Annotated in this window: 15 protein-coding genes and 5 pseudogenes; 10 read left to right on the top strand and 10 right to left on the bottom strand. The window is 68.0% G+C overall.

What is annotated here, in order from left to right:
- Positions 1-332: 332 nt before the first annotated feature.
- The gene (locus AVL59_RS18760) at positions 333-1,589 is read left to right on the top strand and encodes an IS110 family RNA-guided transposase (RefSeq protein WP_099053293.1); all 1,257 of its coding nucleotides are present in this window, start codon (positions 333-335) and stop codon (positions 1,587-1,589) included.
- A gap of 22 nt (positions 1,590-1,611) precedes the next feature.
- Here AVL59_RS18760 and AVL59_RS48325 read toward each other — a convergent pair.
- The 3 genes and pseudogenes from AVL59_RS48325 to AVL59_RS18745 all read right to left on the bottom strand — a co-directional run.
- Positions 1,612-1,953 (bottom strand): annotated as a pseudogene (locus AVL59_RS48325) (transposase); the annotation flags it as partial.
- A 704-nt stretch (positions 1,954-2,657) separates the two neighbouring features.
- Positions 2,658-3,302, bottom strand: a pseudogene (locus AVL59_RS48315) (IS5 family transposase).
- Between the two features lie 45 nt (positions 3,303-3,347).
- Positions 3,348-3,932, bottom strand: coding sequence for a DinB family protein (locus AVL59_RS18745; protein WP_067305721.1), 585 nt, complete (start codon positions 3,930-3,932; stop codon positions 3,348-3,350).
- 345 nt (positions 3,933-4,277) lie between these two features.
- On the opposite strand from AVL59_RS18745, the gene AVL59_RS18740 reads away from it, so the two are divergent.
- The 3 genes from AVL59_RS18740 to AVL59_RS18730 all read left to right on the top strand — a co-directional run bounded on the left by AVL59_RS18740 (position 4,278) and on the right by AVL59_RS18730 (position 6,757).
- Complete coding sequence (locus tag AVL59_RS18740; protein WP_067305718.1) at positions 4,278-5,075, top strand: GNAT family N-acetyltransferase; 798 nt, start codon at positions 4,278-4,280, stop codon at positions 5,073-5,075.
- Between the two features lie 200 nt (positions 5,076-5,275).
- Positions 5,276-5,500 (top strand): translation initiation factor IF-1, encoded by a 225-nt coding sequence (gene infA / locus AVL59_RS18735; RefSeq protein ID WP_067305715.1) that lies wholly within the window; start codon positions 5,276-5,278, stop codon positions 5,498-5,500.
- Positions 5,501-5,782: 282 nt separating this feature from the next.
- Positions 5,783-6,757: a helix-turn-helix domain-containing protein gene (locus tag AVL59_RS18730; RefSeq protein ID WP_067305712.1), complete on the top strand. Its 975-nt coding sequence runs from the start codon at positions 5,783-5,785 to the stop codon at positions 6,755-6,757.
- Positions 6,758-7,525: 768 nt separating this feature from the next.
- Here AVL59_RS18730 and AVL59_RS18725 read toward each other — a convergent pair.
- Entirely contained in the window at positions 7,526-8,752 is a 1,227-nt protein-coding gene (locus tag AVL59_RS18725; protein WP_067305709.1) for a PP2C family protein-serine/threonine phosphatase, read from the bottom strand.
- Between the two features lie 284 nt (positions 8,753-9,036).
- Between AVL59_RS18725 and AVL59_RS18720 the strand changes: the two genes are divergently transcribed.
- Positions 9,037-9,576 carry a GNAT family N-acetyltransferase gene (locus AVL59_RS18720; protein WP_067317455.1) on the top strand — a complete coding sequence of 180 codons (540 nt, stop codon included), beginning with the start codon at positions 9,037-9,039 and terminating at the stop codon, positions 9,574-9,576.
- 22 nt (positions 9,577-9,598) lie between these two features.
- Here AVL59_RS18720 and AVL59_RS54395 read toward each other — a convergent pair.
- Both AVL59_RS54395 and AVL59_RS18715 read right to left on the bottom strand, forming a co-directional pair.
- A pseudogene (locus AVL59_RS54395) lies at positions 9,599-9,730 on the bottom strand (IS630 family transposase); the annotation flags it as partial.
- Between the two features lie 10 nt (positions 9,731-9,740).
- Positions 9,741-10,430: a DUF6159 family protein gene (locus AVL59_RS18715; RefSeq protein ID WP_159399949.1), complete on the bottom strand. Its 690-nt coding sequence runs from the start codon at positions 10,428-10,430 to the stop codon at positions 9,741-9,743.
- A gap of 756 nt (positions 10,431-11,186) precedes the next feature.
- Between AVL59_RS18715 and AVL59_RS18710 the strand changes: the two genes are divergently transcribed.
- Complete coding sequence (locus AVL59_RS18710; RefSeq protein ID WP_308281811.1) at positions 11,187-11,705, top strand: hypothetical protein; 519 nt, start codon at positions 11,187-11,189, stop codon at positions 11,703-11,705.
- A gap of 292 nt (positions 11,706-11,997) precedes the next feature.
- On the opposite strand, the pseudogene AVL59_RS54390 reads toward AVL59_RS18710, so the two are convergent.
- Positions 11,998-12,419 (bottom strand): annotated as a pseudogene (locus AVL59_RS54390) (NAD(P)H-dependent glycerol-3-phosphate dehydrogenase); the annotation flags it as partial.
- Positions 12,420-12,486: 67 nt separating this feature from the next.
- Between AVL59_RS54390 and AVL59_RS18700 the strand changes: the two are divergent.
- Positions 12,487-12,840, top strand: coding sequence for a VOC family protein (locus AVL59_RS18700; RefSeq protein WP_067305702.1), 354 nt, complete (start codon positions 12,487-12,489; stop codon positions 12,838-12,840).
- Between the two features lie 524 nt (positions 12,841-13,364).
- On the opposite strand, the gene AVL59_RS52210 is transcribed toward AVL59_RS18700, so the two are convergent.
- Positions 13,365-13,700: a hypothetical protein gene (locus tag AVL59_RS52210; protein WP_159399948.1), complete on the bottom strand. Its 336-nt coding sequence runs from the start codon at positions 13,698-13,700 to the stop codon at positions 13,365-13,367.
- Between the two features lie 661 nt (positions 13,701-14,361).
- Between AVL59_RS52210 and AVL59_RS18695 the strand changes: the two genes are divergently transcribed.
- Complete coding sequence (locus AVL59_RS18695; protein WP_067305699.1) at positions 14,362-14,997, top strand: DUF4956 domain-containing protein; 636 nt, start codon at positions 14,362-14,364, stop codon at positions 14,995-14,997.
- Positions 14,994-15,836, top strand: coding sequence for a polyphosphate polymerase domain-containing protein (locus AVL59_RS18690; RefSeq protein WP_067305697.1), 843 nt, complete (start codon positions 14,994-14,996; stop codon positions 15,834-15,836). Before AVL59_RS18695 ends, AVL59_RS18690 begins: the two co-directional genes overlap by 4 nt.
- Positions 15,837-15,972: 136 nt before the next feature.
- On the opposite strand, the gene AVL59_RS18685 is transcribed toward AVL59_RS18690, so the two are convergent.
- Both AVL59_RS18685 and AVL59_RS54385 read right to left on the bottom strand, forming a co-directional pair.
- Positions 15,973-16,716 (bottom strand): methyltransferase domain-containing protein, encoded by a 744-nt coding sequence (locus AVL59_RS18685; protein ID WP_067317453.1) that lies wholly within the window; start codon positions 16,714-16,716, stop codon positions 15,973-15,975.
- 26 nt (positions 16,717-16,742) lie between these two features.
- Positions 16,743-17,108, bottom strand: a pseudogene (locus AVL59_RS54385) (hypothetical protein); the annotation flags it as partial.
- Positions 17,109-17,195: 87 nt separating this feature from the next.
- Between AVL59_RS54385 and AVL59_RS18675 the strand changes: the two are divergent.
- Positions 17,196-17,786 (top strand): hypothetical protein, encoded by a 591-nt coding sequence (locus tag AVL59_RS18675; protein WP_067317451.1) that lies wholly within the window; start codon positions 17,196-17,198, stop codon positions 17,784-17,786.
- Positions 17,787-18,079 lie beyond the last annotated feature (293 nt).

Raw genomic sequence — 18,079 nt, 5'->3', positions numbered from 1 at the left:
TGTCCGTTGTGGAGCTCGCGGTGATGACGCGGGCGCCGGGCTGATGCCTCCGTTTCCCCGGGCCCTTTGAGGCCTCTGTCAAGAGCGGCGCAGCCCGGCGCCTCCGTGATCACCGCGAAATTCGCGGCGACTGCTCGGACGTTGATCGTCACGGCGCGAGCCCTCTCCAGGGCCGACCTCTTATTCATCCGCGAGCCCGCGAGCTCTGCAGAAAGATCGAGCCCCTGGAGTCCGCTGGTGTCGCGAACGGCTACTGAGATGGCGGACCAACGAGTCCTTGGATTAGGGCGCCGCGTGACCCGCATGTGCTCGTGACCTGCGTAAACGGACGGATCTGGGAGGATCGCTTGACCGTGTTCTGCGGCATCGACTGGGCGGAGCGCCACCACGACGTCGCCTTCGTCGACGAAGCCGGCACTCTGCTCGCCAAGGCCCGTATCACCGACGATGCGGCTGGATACCACCAGCTCCTGGCCCTCCTGACCGAGCACGGTGACAGCCCAGAAGATCCGATACCGGTGGCCATCGAGACCAGCCACGGCCTCCTGGTCGCGAGCCTGCGCACCGGCAGTCGCCGGGTCTTCGCGATCAACCCGCTCGCCGCTGCCCGCTACCGCGACCGCCACGGCGTCAGCCGAAAGAAGTCCGACCCGGGCGACGCCCTGGTCCTGGCGAACATCCTGCGCACCGACATGCACGCCCACCGGCCCCTGCCGGCAGACTCCGAACTCGCCCAGGCCATCACAGTCCTGGCCCGAGCACAGCAGGACGCCGTCTGGACTCGGCAGCAGGTCGCCAACCAGGTCCGCTCGCTTCTACGCGAGTACTACCCCGCCGCTCTGCTGGCCTTCCAGGGGAAACAAGGCGGTCTGACCAGGGCTGACGCCCGTGTCATCCTCACTCTGGCCCCGACCCCGGCCAAGGCCGCGAAGCTCACCCTCGCCCAGTTGCGGGCTGCCCTCAAACGCAGTGGCCGCCTCCGCGGCTGCGATGCGGAAGCCGAGCGGCTGCGGGACGTCTTCCGTGCCGAGTACGCTCACCAGCTGCCCGGCGTCGAGGACGCCTTCGGTCACCAGCTCCTGGCCCTGCTCAAGCAACTGGACGCCACCTGCCAGGCCGCGGACGATCTCGCGGAGGCGGCCACAGCCGCCTTTCACCAGCACGCCGACAGCGAGATCCTGCTCAGCTTCCCGGGACTTGGGCCCATGCTCGGCGCCCGCGTGCTCGCCGAGCTGGGCGACGACCGGGCGCGGTTCGTCGATGCCCGGGCGCTGAAGTCGTACGCCGGATCCGCGCCCATCACCCGGGCCTCCGGCAAGAAGCGGTTCGTCGGCCGGCGCTTCGTCAAGAACAATCGCCTCATCAACGCCGGGTTCCTCTGGGCCTTCGCCGCTCTCACCGCCTCACCAGGAGCGAACGCGCACTACAGGCGCCGACGAGAACACGGAGACTGGCATGCGGCCGCGCAACGGCACTTGCTGAACCGCTTCCTCGGCCAGCTCCACTATTGCCTCAAGACCCGGCAGCATTTTGACGAACAGGCGGCCTTCGCACCGCTCCTGTCACCTCCGACGGAGCAGGCGGCTTGACTTCTTGGCTCCCTGAGATGTCTTTGAGACCCCGAACGTGGGACCCGTCCACGGCACGGTCGTCCAACTCCAGAAGTTCCGCCTGGCGCAGCTCTGTCAGCAGGGCGGCGTGCAGGCGGGGCCAGACGCCAGCCTCGGTCCAGTCCCGCAGTCGGCGCCACGCCGTCACCCCCGAGCAGCCCACGGTCTCGGCGGGAACGTCGCGCCATGCGACACCGGTCCGCAACACGTACAGCACGCCCGCGAGTGTCGTGCGGTCTGCAACACGCAAGCGACCAGAATAGCGGCGGCGCCGTTCAGGAATAGGCGGCAGCAGCGGAGCCGCACGCTCCCACAGGTCATCCGGAACAAGGTCAGAACGCACCCGGACACCCTGCCGAACAAGATCACCAAGCGCAAGACCACCGGTCTCAACTCATTCTGAAACGATCTGTTACTGAGAAAGCACCGACGCGCGCCTGGCAGACGCTGTCCGCCGACGCGGGCACCAAGGGCCATCGCCACTACGACTGGGCCGTCATCGACCTCGCCCGATCCGGACCCGGCCACCACCAGCTGCTGACGCCGGACCGCACGTCGTGGACCGCGGTGCTGGACGCGATCCGCCCCGGGCCCACCGACGACGCGGCAGCCGTCACGGCCGACCAGTTCCTGCGGGTGACCGACCGGCTGATCGCGGCCGGGCAGTGGCGGCCCGGCGACCGGAGCACGCTGATCGTGTTGGACGTCGGCTATGAGGTGATGCGCCTGGCCTGGCTGCTGAGGGACCTGCCAGTTGAACTCGTGGGCAGCCTGCGTTCGCACCGTGCCCTGCGACGTCCGCCTTCAGCCTTGGCAGGCCGCAGACCTGGACGGAACCGTCGGTGGCGACGGTCGACGACACGCTCCGATACGGCAACCCGGCTCCGCTCGCCACCGGCCAGCGCAAGCCCTGGGAGAAGCAGCTGTCCCGGCTCCAAGAACCGACACCCCGCCACCCGCCACGACGTGGGCAAAACCGTCGAACACCCGAGCACGCTCTACGTACGAGACCAAGTCAGACGTCGAGGAACAAGCTTAGAGGGTGTCTCACGTGGCAAGTTTCGCGAGCTTCTTGTAGCAGGTCAGGGCGGCGGCCAGGCCGAGGAAGGCGAGGAAGTGCGAGCCCTTTCGTTCGTATCGGACGGTGAGGCGGCGGTAGCCGAAGAGCCAGGCGATCGACCGTTCGATGGGTATGCCGCGGATGAGCGGCTTGAGGGCGAGGCTGTCGTGCATGTTCGCGCCGGACACGCCGACGGCGAGCGTGATGCCCTGGGCATCGGACAGCACGTGCAGCTTGCTGCCCTTCTTGCCGCGATCGACCGGGTTCGGCCCAGTCAGCGATCCCCCTTTTGGCGCGAACGGAGGCCGCGTCGACGATCGCCGAGGTCCAGTCCACCTCGCCCCGGGCCCCGAGTTCGTCCAGCACCGCCCGGTGCAGCCGACGCCACAGGCCGGCCTCGGTCCATACCGTGAAGCGGCGATGCGCGGTGGCGGGCGACGTGCCGAACGTCGGCGGCAGATGCCGCCAGGCACAGCCGCTGGTGAGCGCGTACACCACTGCCGTGAACACGGCCCGCTCGTCACACGGAGCGGTTCCACCACCTTGCGGACGAGCAGCGAACGACGGCAGCAACGGGCGGCCAGCTCCCAGAGTTCATCAGGAACCAGACGCTTCGATAGATCAGCACCCACGACCGGCATCATGACGCACGAACATCAAGTCACGTGAGACAACTTCTAAGCCTTGATTGGTGCGGCCGACCTGGCGGCCTGCTCGATCTTCGCGCAGTAGGCTGCACGGGCTTCCTCGTCGATCTGCTTCTCGTGTTCGGCGCGCAACCCGGTCCGGCCGTCGAGGCTCTCGCGCAGGATGTCGGCGTGTCCGGCATGCCGGTTGGACTCGCCGAGGACATGGACCAGGATGGCGAACAGGTTCGTGTCGGCATAAGGCTCCGGCCACCACGGCACGTGGCCGGGGGCGTCGAGGGGAAGCTCGTTGATCGTCGCGTCCGAGTGTTGCCATGTGCGCCGGTAGAACCCGATGATCTGATCGCGGGTCTCGTCCTCGGTTGCCCACAGATCGCTGCCGTTGGAGTCCTGCCACCGGGGCAGCGGTTCCGGGGAAGGGCGGTCGAAGACCTCGCCGAAGTACCTGGCCTCGACGGTGGCCACGTGTTTGACCAGGCCGAGGAGGTTGGTCCCGGTCGCTGTCAAAGGCCGGCGGGCGTCGTATTCGGACAAGCCGTCGAGTTTCCAGAGCAGCGCCTTGCGGTCCCGCCACAGTCTCCCGTGCAAGTTGTCTTTCGCGAATTCATCGATCATGCGGCATGAGCCTGCCATGGGCTGTTCGTGGTCTCAAGATCCCGTACGTGGTCCGCAACGACTGACAGAGCCGAGGCCTGGCCATGGCCGCCGCCCTGACCTGCTACAAGAAGCTCGCGAAACTTGCCACGTGAGACAACCTCTTAGGCCGGGGATGCCGGCATCAAATGGGTTGGGCCGACCGATCCCCGCTGGTAGCGTCTGGCCAGCCGTGAGAGAGAGCGAGGAGGTGAGACCCATGAAGGCTGTATCCGTGTGGGTGCTCCCCCTTTTCGTCACGGTGGGCGATTGACGTAGGTGTCGCCGGGAGCGCCTCAGACAAGGCACTCCTGAGAGGCAACAGCTATGAACTTTGCGCATTCCGCTTCGGGCACGGGCAATCACGCGGTCGTGGTCACGCGGGTGTCGAACATGCAGTGGCACGCCGTGGAGGACGACCGGACGGTCGGCCGAGGCGACGCTTCACGCCGACCCGACGGGCGGCTCTTCATCAGCATCGACGCATGGCACGGCGCGGTCTTCGACCGCATCGCCGACGCGATGCTGACGGATCTGCCGACGCCGTTGTCCACGGTCGTCGACGAGGCCGACCATGACGCGCGGTCCGCCTGGGAGCGGGCCGGCTTCGCCGTCGCACGCCGCGAATGGGGCTATCTCGTGCCCACCGACCCACAGATCACCGGTCTCGACCCGGTGCGGCCCCCGTCCGGCGTGACCATCGTGCCCTCCGGTGAGGCCGAGGAGGCCCCGCTGCGGGCTCTGGACCGCATCATCCGCGACGAGGTCGAGGCCGCCGTCGGATGGCAGACGATGCCGGCCGAGGTGCTGCCCCGCCCGGCGGGGACCACCGTCGTCGACCCGGCGAAGTACGCGGTGGCGCGGCACTTGGACCAGTACGTGGGGCTGATCCGGGTGGCGCCGCTTACCCGGCAGCCACGGATCGGGCTGATCGCCGTCCGGGCCGACAGGCACCGCCGCGGGATCGCCCGGGCGCTGCTGGCCCACGCGCTGGGTTCACTGCACCGCTCCGGGACCGTTTCGGCGTGGGCTGAGGTGAACGAGTCCAACGCGGCGGCTACCGCCCTGTTCGAGAACATCGGTGCCCGGCGCGCGGCCGGCACCCTGGAGCTCATCCGCAGCTGACGATCCGTCACACCGCATCGAACGACCAAATCGAGTCCGAGGCAGGCGTGGTGACGGCCGCTCCCACGGGCGGGCGCCAGACGGCCGTCGTCCACGGGTCGGCTGCGTACGGCGGAGGGCAGAGAGCGCCCCACCCGACCGCGCACCGCATTCGTTTCCCATCGAATTACACCGTCACAGAACCGGAGAACCGAGAGACCATGTCAAAAACATCAGGGGGCGTAGAAGTCGAAGGCACTGTCATCGAGTGCCTGCGCAATGCCACCTTCAAGGTAGAGCTCAAGAGCGGGCACACAGTGCTCGCCCACATCAGCGGGAAGATCCGGAAGAACTACATCAAGATCCTTCCGTACGACCGGGTGCTCGTGGAACTCAGCCCCTACGACCTCACCCGCGGCCGGATCCGTTATCGGTACAGGGCGTAGCGATAGGGGCCGGCCGTGACAGCCCGTAGCAATACGCGCGGTGCTGGACGGCCGGCCCGGCACGGTCGGCTCTCCAATCTGCATTCGAGACCACCCGGGTGACCATCAGTAACGTCTTCCCTGGGAACGGTACGGGCCGGGCGATGTCCGACGGATCGTGCAACCGGGCTGTCCTGCCCGTGTCGTTCGACCGTGGTGCAATGGAACTGCGGCATCCCTTTCACCGTGTATCCCTGAGTGGGAGCCGTTGACCAGCGGTTGCAGGGAAAGAGGGGAAGACGGTTGCTGGACGAGTTGGTGTTCCGGAGTGACGATGTACCCGCGCCGGACCGGTTCGGCTACTGGGCCGAGCTACTGGGCCGTACCCATGCCCCCATGGAACTGCGGAGCGACTACGCCGACGACTTCCGGGCCTCCCAGCGCGTGCTGGGCCTCGGTGCTGTCACCATGTGGACTGCCACGTTCCAGCCGCTGGTCTTCCGCCGCACACCGAAGCTGATCCGGCAGTCCGACCCTGAGGCGTACCACCTCTCACTCGTCCTACGCGGGGCCGGAGGAGGTGTGTGGAAGCACCGGGAGACCGAGTACAAGCCGCACGGATTGCTCATCAACTCGACTTCGCTGACGAACGACGTGCACAGTACCGAGGACCTGGGCACAACCCTTGCGTTGGAGATTCCCAAGGCCGTGCTGCCGTTGCCGCGCAGCGCGGTGGGCCGGATAGTCGGGGCACCGGTGTCGACACAGGAAGGGATCGGTGCCCTGCTGGCACGGCTCCTCACCCAGCTGAGCGCGGACACGACCGCGTATCAGCCTGCCGACGGGCCCAGACTGGGCACCGTCTTCACCGATCTGGTCGCCGCGCTCTTCGCCCACGTCCTCGATGCCGACGACAGTCTCCCCTCGGAGACCCACCGGCGGACCCTCACGCTGCGCATCCAGGCGTTCATCCGGGAGCACCTGCACGACCCGCACCTCGCCCCGGCCACGATCGCGGCCGCGCACCACATCTCCACCAGCTACCTGCACCGTCTCTTCCGGGACGAGGAGATCACGGTCGCCGCATGGATCCGCCGCCTGCGCTTGGAGGCGGCCCGTCGTGATCTCGCCGACCCCGCGCTCCGCGCCGCCCGCATCCACACCATCGCCACCCGCTGGGGCTTCCCCCGCGCGACCGACTTCAGCCGCGCCTACCGCGCCGCCTACGGCACCACCCCGCAGGAACACCGGCAGCAGGCGTTCCACGGGCACGGGTGAACTCATTGCCAACACGGTTGTGCACTCAGCGCTCACGACTCACCGGCCGCGTTGCTGCATCCTGAAGGGGACGTTCACCGACTCGATCGGACTGCGCGGCACGGGGGTCCGCGCAGGAACGTCGACAACTCGCAATTGGCAGTGGCATGCCAACGCGGCTCACGGTCGCACGGGAAAGCAGAGGGGTTTCACGCGGGTGAAGAAGCGAATCGCGACGCTCGTGGCGGCCACCGCCCTGTCCACGTTGTCAGTTGTCTCCGCGCGAGCGCGGACTGCCTGCGCATCCGATGACTGCAACAACCCGAGGGGTGTGAAGAACAACTCCGACGCCGTATGGCGGTTCTCGAGAAATCGCCCCCGCAAGGCCAGCCCGGTCGGACATTGCACGACCGTGTGAACGTCATGGAGTCAACGACGTCCTACGGCTGGTGCCGGATATGCAAGGTGACGGGGTGCCCACGGCCTTCCCGTCACCGTGATGCGAGGTCAGCGGCTTCGGCTGTTCGGACCGGATCATCTGCCGTCGCCGCAGGGCAGGCCTTCCGAACGGTGTGCGGGGTCTCGCCACGGCATACGGTCTGGGGCCGGAAGAGAGTGCCAGACGGACGCCCCCGGATGAGACCGTTGCACGACCGGGGTGTCCCCGGCACCCTTGCCCCTGGCGCGCTTGCAGGTCCCCCCCCCTGTCGCGATGCGACACCGCTGGGGACGGGTCGTCGTCGGCGTTGGGCGGCGGTGTCGGGTGCGGACTCGGTCGATGTCGAGAGGTCAGTCGAGGGTCATGAGGTGGTCGGCGGTGCCCCCGTGCCACTCGACCATGAAAAGGGTGGCGTCGTCGGTGGTGCGCCCGCCCCGTTCCCTCCTCAGCGTGTGGGAGAGTCGGCGCAGATCCGCCCGCACTCCCTCTGAGGGCACTTCCCCCAGGCGGTTGACGCAGTGGATGAGGCGTTCCTCGCCGAACGTCTCCCCGCCGACGACATGCTCCTCGATGATGCCGTCGGTGTAGCTGAGCACCCGGTCGCCTCGCTGGAGCACGTGTTCCCTGACTCGGGGCATTTCGCCGCCGAAGCCGACGGGCAGCGTCGTCGCGCTCTCCAGCTGCTCCACGACCCGGCCGTCGCGGATCAGCAGCGGCGCGGGGTGGCCCGCGTTGACCAGCTCCATCTCACCGGTGGTGATGTTCAGGTGCATCAGCTGCGCCGTGACGAAGTGGTCGGGCCCGAACTGCCGGGAAATGGCATCGTCCATGAACGCGTACTTTTCGTCCAGGCTGATGAACACGCGCCGGGCATGCCGATAAGCGCCGATGGCCACGGTTGCCATCGTGGCGGCGTCCAAGCCGTGGCCCATCGCGTCAATGACGGCCATGTGCAGGATGTTGCCGTTGAGGGCGTAATCGAAGCTGTCGCCGGCGACACGGTAGGCGGGCTCCAGCGCGCCGGCCACCTCGACCTGGGGCACGGACATCGTCAGCGGCGGCAGCAGGCTCCACTGGATCTCTGCGGACACGCTCATGGGCTCCCGACGCCGGGCCTGGAAGAACTGGTCGGTGTAGGCGTTCTTGGTGACCAGCATGTCGGCGACCAGGCTGGCGAGCCTGGTCAGCAGGCGCCGGTCGTCGTCGCCGACTGCGTCCAGGGTGAGAGCCAATACGCCCACCTGGTCGCTGCCGTCCAGCAGCGGCAGGTACATCCGGACACCGCCCGGGGCCTGCGGTACCTCGACAACGTCCCCGCGCAGGAAGGCCCGCCCGGCCGGGGAGTCGGCCACCGACTCTGGCTGGGCCACGTGCAGCTTCTTGCCCGGCAGTGGCACCAGCAGCTCCTGCGCGTAGTCCTGGAGCAGCACGGAGACGTCACGACCGCCGATCCTGGCCACTCCCTCCGCGATCAGCGGGGCGATCATCTGGGGCGGCAGCAGCCGCGCTCTGTCCAGCAACAGGCCTAGCAGCCGCTCGCCGAAACCTTCCGATCGGTCAATGCTCTCCGTGCCCATGGCCCGGTTTGCCACCCGCCTTCCCGCCTCCGCACTGATCACCGCCTCCGCACAACGTGACCTGGGAACCCGCCGGAGCGGTTCATTACGCCATGTGCGGCATGTCGGCCGCATGCGTTCCGCGTTTCAGGCCTCCTTACCGACCGAGCTTGCGAGGCGGCTCAGAGAGGCGGCACGGGACGGTTCAGGCCTGGGAGCGAGCTGTGTATGTCCATTCCGCGTGGTGGTGTCGTCCTGAAGGAAAATGGATTGCCTCAGGGGGACATCTCACGTTGGCTGGCCAGATGGCTGAACTGCACACCGATCGCCTCACCCTTCGTCGATGGCGTGACTCAGACCTTGAACCATGGGCGGCGATGAACGCCGATCCCGAGGTTCGGGAGCACTTGGGCGACGTACTCACCCGTGAACAGAGCGATGCCTCCGTGGCGCGGTTCCAGACCGAGTTCGACCAGCGAGGCTACGGGTGGTGGGCGGTCGAGGCGCAGGCCACAGGCGAGTTCATCGGCTTCGCGGGCTTGGACGAGGTGGATGACGGCATGCCGTTCACTGGAGTGGAGATCGGCTGGAGGCTCGCCCGATCCGCCTGGGGCCAGGGCTACGCCACCGAGGCCGCGCTGGCAGTACTGGCCTACGGCTTCGACACTCTTGAGCTTCCCGAGGTGCTCGCTGTGACAACGGCCACCAATCTCCGTTCACAGGCCGTCATGCGACGGATCGGCATGACCCGGGACCCGGCCGACGACTTCGACGACCTCACCGCACCCGAAGGGCCACTGCGTCCGAACGTGCTGTACCGAATCGGTCGTAGTACGAGGACTTGACGTTCTCGGCTGGATCGCATGATCAGGCCGCGGGTACGAGGGGGCGTCCGCCCCGACGGATGCCCCTGTCGCTGGGGATGCGGGCGCATTCCTTGCGCTGGGCGGCGAGTACGTCGGGGTGGCGGGCTTTGGCGTTACACCGGCGAAGCTTCGCGGTCACAACACTAGCGACCGGTCGGGCCGCCTGTGGTGACGGCCTCGCGGTAGAGGGAGGTCCGGTATATGCCGGATGCGGCGGAGTTGACGACGGCGACGAGCAGGAACAAGGCCACGACCACCGCGAAGGTGGCGAAGAGGACGGCCAGGCTGTCGGACTCCACCGCGAGGATCAGCACCACGATCGCGCCGATGACGACCAGTGCGGTCGTGATGAAGAGCTTGAGACCGCCCGCGACCCACCGGCCGAGCGAGTGGCGCCCGAGCGCGAGCGACCGGCGCAGACTCGTCACGAGTCCGGTTCCCTCGACGACGATGACGGGGAGTACGAAGAAGGTCAGCAATGACCAGGAGAACCCGAGCAGTTCGAAGAGCGTCGAAAGACCGGCCAGGGACTCTCCGGTCCGCAGTAGCGAACCGGCTACCAGCGAGAACAGGCTCCAGGAGAGCAGGGTGGGCACACGTCGGCCGGTCGCGCGCAGCGAGGCGCCCAGCGGGAGGCGTTCTCCGCCGAGGAGCGCGTGTACGGAGTGGAGCAGGGCTGCGGTGAAGACGCTGTTGAGCGCGGAGGCGGTCCACACCACGAGTGCCATCCCGGCCGACTGAGCCTGGGTGGGAGCCTGGCCGCGCCCGGCCCGGTGCCAGACCTCTTGCAGGAGCAGCGGCCAGGAGGCCGCCAGGACCAACGCGACGGTCAAGAGGCCGAGAGCGGGAAAGCAGAGCAGACCGGGGCGCTGGCGCAACACGCGTGCGGCCGTTCGTATGATCCCGTGCTTCATCGTGGCCTCTCGTCTGCTGGGTACGGCGCACACTATCCGGGCCCGGGCTTCGAGCACGACCGAGGGAGTGGACCGAGAGCCGCTGCGTTCTCGGCTCCGTCCCGTGGAGGCGTTGCTGATCATCACGACTGCCGTCCTGCGGGAGTGCCGGCACCGGCGTACTCATACGGCGCCGCCCCGCCGACCGGCTGTCCGTGCCGGCGAGAACAGCGTGTCCTGTAGGACAGCCGCCCGCCGATGTAGGGGACGGCTGGACGGGGCGGTCCCGCCGCGCACGGGCCGGATACGCCTGAGCAGCGGATGCACCCGGCAGACGGGGCGGTGAGCGAGGCCGGCCGCACTGGCCTGGCGGAGGAATCCATTGGGCCGGATGCCGCGTCCGGGTGCGGTTCGCGTCCGTTCCCCCACAAGATCGTCATCATGCGGATATCCACGGTGTCTCCGTTCCCTCGTCGGCCGACGCGGCGCGGCGGTGTGCGTCATGGCATAGGTACGGCTCTTGTCTGTGGCGTGCTGCTCGCGGTCGGCACGGGGTGTGACCAAGGCGCCGTGCGAAAGGTCCCTGGCGGTGCACCCGGTGCCGCGTCCGCCTCTCCCGGCGAGGTTGTGGGCACTCGCCTTCCTGGCGTCGGAGACCGGATGTGGAGTCGGGTACCGGCCAGTACCAGACAGGCGGTGGTCGTTTACGGTGAACGCTGGGACTCACCCGACAGCCTCGCCGTTCTCTACCAGAGGCGGTCCTCGACCTGGGAGCGAACGGCCAGCTGGCCCGCACACAACGGCAGGCTGGGCTGGACGACGGACCACCACATGGACGACGAGCGCAGTCCTGTTGGCGTGTTCACCCTCACCGACGCGGGAGGCACGCTCGAGGACCCCGGAAGCCGGCTGGAGTACTGGCAGGACGACAACGCCTACGCGGCCATGCTGAATCCGGACGAAGCCCACGCCCATGACTTCGACTACGTCATCGCCATCGACTACAACCGGCTCAAGAGCGCCCCGCCCTTCGACTGGAGCCGCCCCGACGGGGTGGAAAAGGGCGGCGGAATCTGGCTGCACACGGACCATGGTGACGGCACGTCGGCCTGCGTCACCGTCCCGGAGACCGGCATGAAGATCCTTCTGCGCGTCCTGGATCCCGCACAGCACCCCGTCGTGGTGATGGGAGACCGGGAACGACTCGAGTCCTGAAGCCTGCGCGGGCCGCGTCTGCGCGCTGTACCCGGCGCGTGGGCACCTCTCCCGCCCCGGTTGACCGCATTCGGCCGTTGGCCGTCCGCCGCACGGCGGTCTTGCGAAGATCACGTCAGGCTCTGATCCTCGTAGCGGGCCTGCCGGCGCCGCGCGGCACCCTGGCCTCGTGCGGCACGCTTACCGGGAACGGCGCAGGAGGCGCGCCCCGGGGCAGGGGCTCCTGGGTCAGCGCTCGGGCTTGGGGGGCCGTTGCATCAGCGCGGCTGCGGCCCCTGTGAGGCTGATCTTCTCGTGGAGCAGCGGAGGGCTGCCGCGTGTCGCCCAGGCCCATGCCGACTGCGACGCCTGTGGCGAGGGCGATGAAGTTCTTCACCGCGCCACCAGCTCGCGGCCGATCACGTCGGTGCTGGTGTAGGGCCGGAAGTAGGGGGTGTGGCATGCCGCTTGAAAACGGCGTGCGGCGTCCTCGTCGGGACAGGCGATGGTCGCGGTGGCGGGCTGCCCGGTCATGATCTCCCGGGCGAGATTCGGCCCCGACAGCACCGCGATCCGGTCCGCGCTCACGCCGGTCACCTCGGCGATGACCTCGCTCGCTCGTTTGCCGGTGTCGCGCTCGATGCCCTTCATCAGCGACACGATCATGGTGCCGGGCCCGATGTGCGGAGTCCACGTGGTGAGGCCGGCCCGCAGGAACTGGGCGGGGACGGACAGACGGCGGGGGAAGCGGGCCGTGGTGTGGTGCCCTTCCGCGCGATCGGCGTCCTGGCAAGATGGCGGCATGGAACGTGTGCTTGGAATCGGTGGTTACTTCATGCGGGCCGCCGACCCGGCGGCCCTGAGCGCGTGGTATCGCGATTGCCTGGGCCTGGATGCCGACGAGAACGGCCTGTGGCGTCAGGGAACCGGGCCAACGGTGTTCGCGACATTCGAGTCCGAGACCGACTACTTCGGGTCCCGCACCCAACAGGCCATGCTCAACTTCCGGGTCCGCGACCTGGATGCGATGCTCGCGCAATTGCGCGCCAAGGGAGCGGACGTGGCCAAGGAGACGCAGGACATGGAGGGTGTCGGTCGATTCGGCTGGGTCACCGATCCTGAGGGCAATCGGGTCGAGCTGTGGCAGCCCGCCTGACCGCGCGTCTTCGCGCAGGCGGTGACGTGCTGGTGGCCCACTGGGTTACCGAGGCGTGAACCTGGGCAACAGCCGGCCCCGGACGACCCTCACCGCGATCTCCTCGTTGACCTGACCGGCTGGTAGAGACGAGTCGCACTCGTCCCGGCTTCTTCCACCTCGCTCTCAGAAGGGCAACGGATACGGCGGAACGTGATCGTTCCCGGAAACCGCCTCCCACGGAAGCGCCATTGTGATGATGTTGCCTCCCGTGTCCGAGTCCAAGGAGGCCCCCTTGTCCCGAACGCCACAGGAGATCTTCGAGAGTTACGTAAACTCCGGTTCGGTGTCCCGGAATGCCGATTCCCTCGCCGCCTCTGACGGCTATTGCGAGACACGCGAATGCGCTCGTGCAGCGGTCGCGCACAGCAGCGGACGGCTCCCGGGAGGCGATACGCTCATCGCCCCGGGAGCCGCCGCGAAAATGGTGATCTCTTGCAGTGCCGGGACACGCGTTGGCAGCGCCTCCAGCGATCCGCACCGTCTCAGCTGAACTTCACCGACCCGGCGACAGTGAGAGGAGCGCCGTTCCAGGTCCCGCCGTTGGGGGCAATGTCTTTGATCTTCCCGGCACCACAGCCGAGAGACGTGTAGACCGTAGCGGTAAAGCTTGTGCGGTTGCTGGCGTTGGCAGCCCCGCCTGGAATGGAACGACAGCCCAATGACGGGTCAGAAATCGTGTCCGGCTTGTTGTTGTCCGCCCTGAGGTATTCGAACTCGCCGGGTGCCGCCTGCGCGCTGAAGGTCAGGCAGCCGAGCAGAAGCAAGGTAGCCCCAAGGGCCAGTCCTGTCTGGCGTAATCTCGTGGATTTTTGTGGCATAGGTGCGTCTCCTTGTACTGAGTCGAGCCCCCGGAAAGGCGTTTCCCCCGATATTGCACATGAAACGAGACTCACCCGAACGGATTGCTCGAATGGTGCTTGGGTGTCTGGTGCGCAACTGGTGGGTGTCACGGCGCCGGATCACCCACCGGTGCGGATCGCTGATGGTCGCCCAGAGGCTGCCATGAGTCCGACCCAACGCCACGACTTGTCGACAGTGGTTCCGAGTCGGTGGCATCGCTCGTCACCATGGCGCGCGAACTACGCCGAAATGTGACGCTCCGACACCGTCAATGATCCGCAAGCCCACCAGGCGATGATCTGCGAAGTAGGCCTTCTCCCCTGCTGTGGGCCCGGTGTCCGCGGGCGACCGCGGCCCTGACGAGGGCGCCGGGCTCGGGGGGCCGATCGTAGGCGGCGAAGGCGCACACGTCGGCAGTGGGTGGGTCCGGTCTGCCCTCTGTGGAGGGAGAAGCCGCTGGCAAGAGCGGGGAATGCGTCAGGAGATGTGTGCTTCCGGTCAGTTGGGGCCGAGGGCCATCAAGGAGGCGCATTGTTTCTCCGTAGGCGGAAGTATGTTCGCCATCCGTTTACCTATCGTCTGTCTCTCGTACCAGTTCTTCCGAGTCTTCCGGCCTTCGCACCTACAGGGAGTGCAGTCATGGAGTCGTTAGGGCACCTCGCCGCCCACCTCGGACTCGACCTCGCCGCCGTCGGCATGCTCACCTTCGCCATCTACTATCCGCGCCACCGTCGGCGCGACCTCGTGCCGGCCTACCTCGCCCTGAACACCGGCCTCTTCACCGTCGTCACCGCCCTCGCCGAGATGCGCGGCGCCGGGGGCGCGGCCCTGGGCTTCGGCCTCTTCGGCGTGCTCTCGATCGTCAGACTCCGCTCCGACGCCGTGCAACACGAAGAAGTCGCCTACTACTTCACCACCCTGGTCCTCGGCCTGCTCTGCGGACTGCCGAGGCTGCCCTTCGCGCTCACCGCCGGGCTGTGCGCCACCCTGCTCCTCGTCGTCTGGGCGGCCGACAGCCCCCGCCTCCTCGCCGGCACCCGCCGCGCCGTCGTCACCCTCGACGCCGTCCACGAGGACCCGGCCGCCCTCCGCGCCGACCTCGTCCGGCGCCTGGGCGAGCCCCTCCACTGGACGGTCATGGAAGTCGACTTCGTCCGTGACCTCACCGTCGTCGACGTCCGCTACCGCGAGCCTGCGGCGGTCCCGGCCGACCGGGACCCCGCGCCCGCCGACGGATCCACCTCGCGGACCACGCCCGCCTGGGAGACCGTATGACCACCGCACCGGTCCACTCGGCCGCCGCGGTGCGTGCCATCGGCGACGCCGCCCACGGTGCCGACCCCATCTCGCTCGACGAGCTCAACGAACGGGCCGCCCTTCTCGCCCGCTTCGACCACAGCTACCTCGTGCCCTCGGACACCTTCCTGTGCGTTGTCGGCCGGCTCACCGACCGGCACCGGCCCGGGGGCCCCTTCCGCGCCCTGGCCATCGACGGTCGGCGTGCCTTCCGCTACCACTCCGTCTACTACGACACCCCCGAGCTCCGTTCCTTCCACGACCACCGCAAGGGCCGCCGGCTCCGCTTCAAGATCCGGGAACGGGTCTACACGGACACGGGCGAGCGGCAGTTCGAGATCAAGCTCAAGGGGCCGCGCGGCGACACCGTCAAACGCCGCTGTCCGCTGACCGGAGCCGGCACCCCGCTCGACCCCGACTGCCGGGGGTTCCTCGCCGACACCCTGCGAACCACATACGGCATAGGCGCCCCGGCCGCCATCGAACCGTCTCTGAGCACCGACTACATGCGCGCCACCTTCGTGGCCGACGGCGAGCGCATCACCTGCGACGCGGCACTGGTCTGCGACGACCTGCGCACTGGGCGTACCGTGCGGTGCGCGGACGACCTCGTGCTCGTCGAGACCAAGACCACCGGGCACCTCACCGAGGCGGACCGTCTGTTGCACGCCCACGGGATACGCCCCGCCGTGTTCACCAAGTACTGCAGTGCCTTCGCCGCACTGCGCCCGGCGCTCCCCGCCAATCGGTGGCGTCGCGCCGCCCGCCGCGCCTTCGGTGAGGCGGCCCCGGGAGCCGACCTGCTGAACGACCGGTGAAAGTCTGCCCTTAGGTCAACGCCCGCTGCCGGTGAGAGCCTTGCGGTCGGGAGGTGACATGCGCCCTCCCGGCCGAGGCCCAGCGGCTGCCGCCTGCACCGCCCCTGGCGGCCGTTCCCGGGGCGACGTGCGTGGGTCAGTGTTCGGTCACGAGTAGCCGGTAACCGACATCGATGGAATCGAGCGCGAGCAGCTCGGCGTGTCGGGAATGCCAACTGCCGGTCGCCAAGTCGGCGGCGAGGCGGGCCAGCCCCGGCGCGAGTGCGTCGTCGCCGGTCTGCGCCAGCATGGAGATCCCCGCGCGCACGCGCGGGTCGAGGTAGGCGTGGGGGCGGCGCCAGTATGCGGCGCCGAATCCGTCGATGCAGTCGTGGGGGATGCAGACCGGCTCCTGGCGTCCCCCGCCGAGCAGGTCGATCAGCTGGTCAGTAGGAACGGCACGGGTGTCGTCGAAGGCGCCGGCCTGAGGGAGGTAGTCGCGTACGAGCCAGAACCGCTCGCGGAAGACGTGCTGGTCCCATGTCAGGATGACAACGCGGCGGCGGGCGACCCTGCGCAGTTCTCTGATTCCGGCCGCCAAGTCAGCCCAGTGGTGGACGGTCAGGAGCGCCATGACGGCGTCGGCGGCGTTGTCCCGCAGAGGGAGGTGTTCTGCGACGGCCTGCGCTGCCGGCGCCGCTCCCGGCGGGCGCTGGGTGATCATGACCTGGCTGGGCTCAACCGCGAGGACGGTCTGCGGCGGCTCATAGGAACCAGCGCCCGCTCCGACGTTGATCACGTCTGTGGCATCCCCGAGCGCAGCGTGGATCTGCGCGGCGATCCGCGGATCAGGCTGTCGTGTCCGGGCATACGTCGCACCGATCGTGTCATAGGTAGCCATGACAGTCAGTATGCAAGTCGACGTGATCACTGGACCATTTCTCGGTGAAGTCGCGTTCCTGCCGTGGAAGTTCGGGTTCGTCTGCGTGGTGAGTGGATCTGTCGCTGGGTGATGAGGCAGTCGTCGAGTCCGAGGAACGCTTCGTGGATGTCGGCTCCTCGTTCCCAACGGATGCGCAGGCGGCGGAAGCCGCGCAGCCGGGCGAAGTTCCGCCGGAAAACCCGGCGGTAGGCGCCCAGCCCGGTGCCGTGTCGTGTTCCGTGGCGGGCGATCACGGGCATGATGCCTCGCTCGCGGACCTGGTCGCGGTAGACATCATGGTCGTGGCCGAGGTCGGCGAGTACCGAGTCCGCCTTACGAGATCCTGCGGCAGGTACTCCCACTGAATCCCGGTGCGCAGCACGTACAAGATCCCGCACGGCACCTCCGGGTGCCGTGCCGGCTGCGGCCGGTGCCGGGCTGTGGCGCAGAATCAGCACATGGACGTTCCCGAGCTGCTGGAAACCGCCTCCCTGCTGGTCCCCGAAGAGATCGCCACCGAGAACGACTTCACGGTGAACGACGTCCGGGAGTACCTCGCCCTCGACGAGTGGGAAGTAGCCCTCGGGCTGCTGGAGGAACTCGGCGACGTCCGCCCGCTTCCGCTCAGCTTCTGGGAGACCCTGGCCACCGCCGCCGAACGGATGCGGCTGGGGAAGAGCACGGCCTGGTGTCATTGGCGCTGTTACGAGACCCGCAACGGAATCATCCGAGCCGACCTCGCCCTTCGGCCTGCCGGTGAGAACCGTCGGCAGACGCCTTTGTCGGGAGCCGGTGCCCTGCGACCGATGTGGAATATCGGCAATCGAGCCCCGGATGGCGAGCCGGCTCTCAACATCGCCGGTCTCTGGGTGGAATTCATGCCCTTCCTGGAGCCCGGTGGACGAGCCACGGTTCGACTCGCCCCGCTCGACACCTCGCAATGGCAGCACCTTCGGGCCGGCCAAGTGATCACCATGCACGAGGACCGAACCGTGGCCGGAACAGCTGTCGTCCTGGAGGTCCGGACTCCTGCCGCCCCCGCTGCCTAGAAACGAACCTGGCGCGCATGGCTGATGACGCACTACCAGGTCGGCGGCAACCTCGTCTGGGAAGCCCAGATCCGGCAGATCGTCTTGCCAGGACGGGAAGGCGGAGGGGCCTGACACCGGAGCAGGAAGCGCACGTCCTCAACGTGCTGTTCGAACTCTTCGACAGATTCCTCGCCGAACGGGAGGACACCGTTTCGGGGTCGTGAGACCCCATCCGCTACCGGGGGGTGCTGGTGAGGTCGACCCATATCCACGGGGCGTGGTGCCAGGAGCGCACTTCACCCACGACCAGC

It is taken from the genome of Streptomyces griseochromogenes (genome assembly GCF_001542625.1).
In the GTDB taxonomy this organism is placed as follows: domain Bacteria; phylum Actinomycetota; class Actinomycetes; order Streptomycetales; family Streptomycetaceae; genus Streptomyces; species Streptomyces griseochromogenes.
The sequence above is the reverse complement of the archived record's forward strand: the minus strand, read 5'-3'. Positions and strand labels throughout refer to the sequence as shown.

Bases quoted from the DNA above. Each gene is read 5' to 3' on its own strand.
- AVL59_RS18745 (WP_067305721.1), bottom strand. From the start codon at position 3,932: ATGATCGATGAATTCGCGAAAGACAACTTGCACGGGAGACTGTGGCGG.
- AVL59_RS18740 (WP_067305718.1), top strand. From the start codon at position 4,278: ATGAACTTTGCGCATTCCGCTTCGGGCACGGGCAATCACGCGGTCGTG.
- infA (WP_067305715.1), top strand. From the start codon at position 5,276: ATGTCAAAAACATCAGGGGGCGTAGAAGTCGAAGGCACTGTCATCGAG.
- AVL59_RS18725 (WP_067305709.1), bottom strand. From the start codon at position 8,752: ATGGGCACGGAGAGCATTGACCGATCGGAAGGTTTCGGCGAGCGGCTG.
- AVL59_RS18720 (WP_067317455.1), top strand. From the start codon at position 9,037: ATGGCTGAACTGCACACCGATCGCCTCACCCTTCGTCGATGGCGTGAC.
- AVL59_RS18700 (WP_067305702.1), top strand. From the start codon at position 12,487: ATGGAACGTGTGCTTGGAATCGGTGGTTACTTCATGCGGGCCGCCGAC.
- AVL59_RS52210 (WP_159399948.1), bottom strand. From the start codon at position 13,700: ATGCCACAAAAATCCACGAGATTACGCCAGACAGGACTGGCCCTTGGG.
- AVL59_RS18695 (WP_067305699.1), top strand. From the start codon at position 14,362: ATGGAGTCGTTAGGGCACCTCGCCGCCCACCTCGGACTCGACCTCGCC.
- AVL59_RS18690 (WP_067305697.1), top strand. From the start codon at position 14,994: ATGACCACCGCACCGGTCCACTCGGCCGCCGCGGTGCGTGCCATCGGC.
- AVL59_RS18685 (WP_067317453.1), bottom strand. From the start codon at position 16,716: ATGGCTACCTATGACACGATCGGTGCGACGTATGCCCGGACACGACAG.
- AVL59_RS18675 (WP_067317451.1), top strand. From the start codon at position 17,196: ATGGACGTTCCCGAGCTGCTGGAAACCGCCTCCCTGCTGGTCCCCGAA.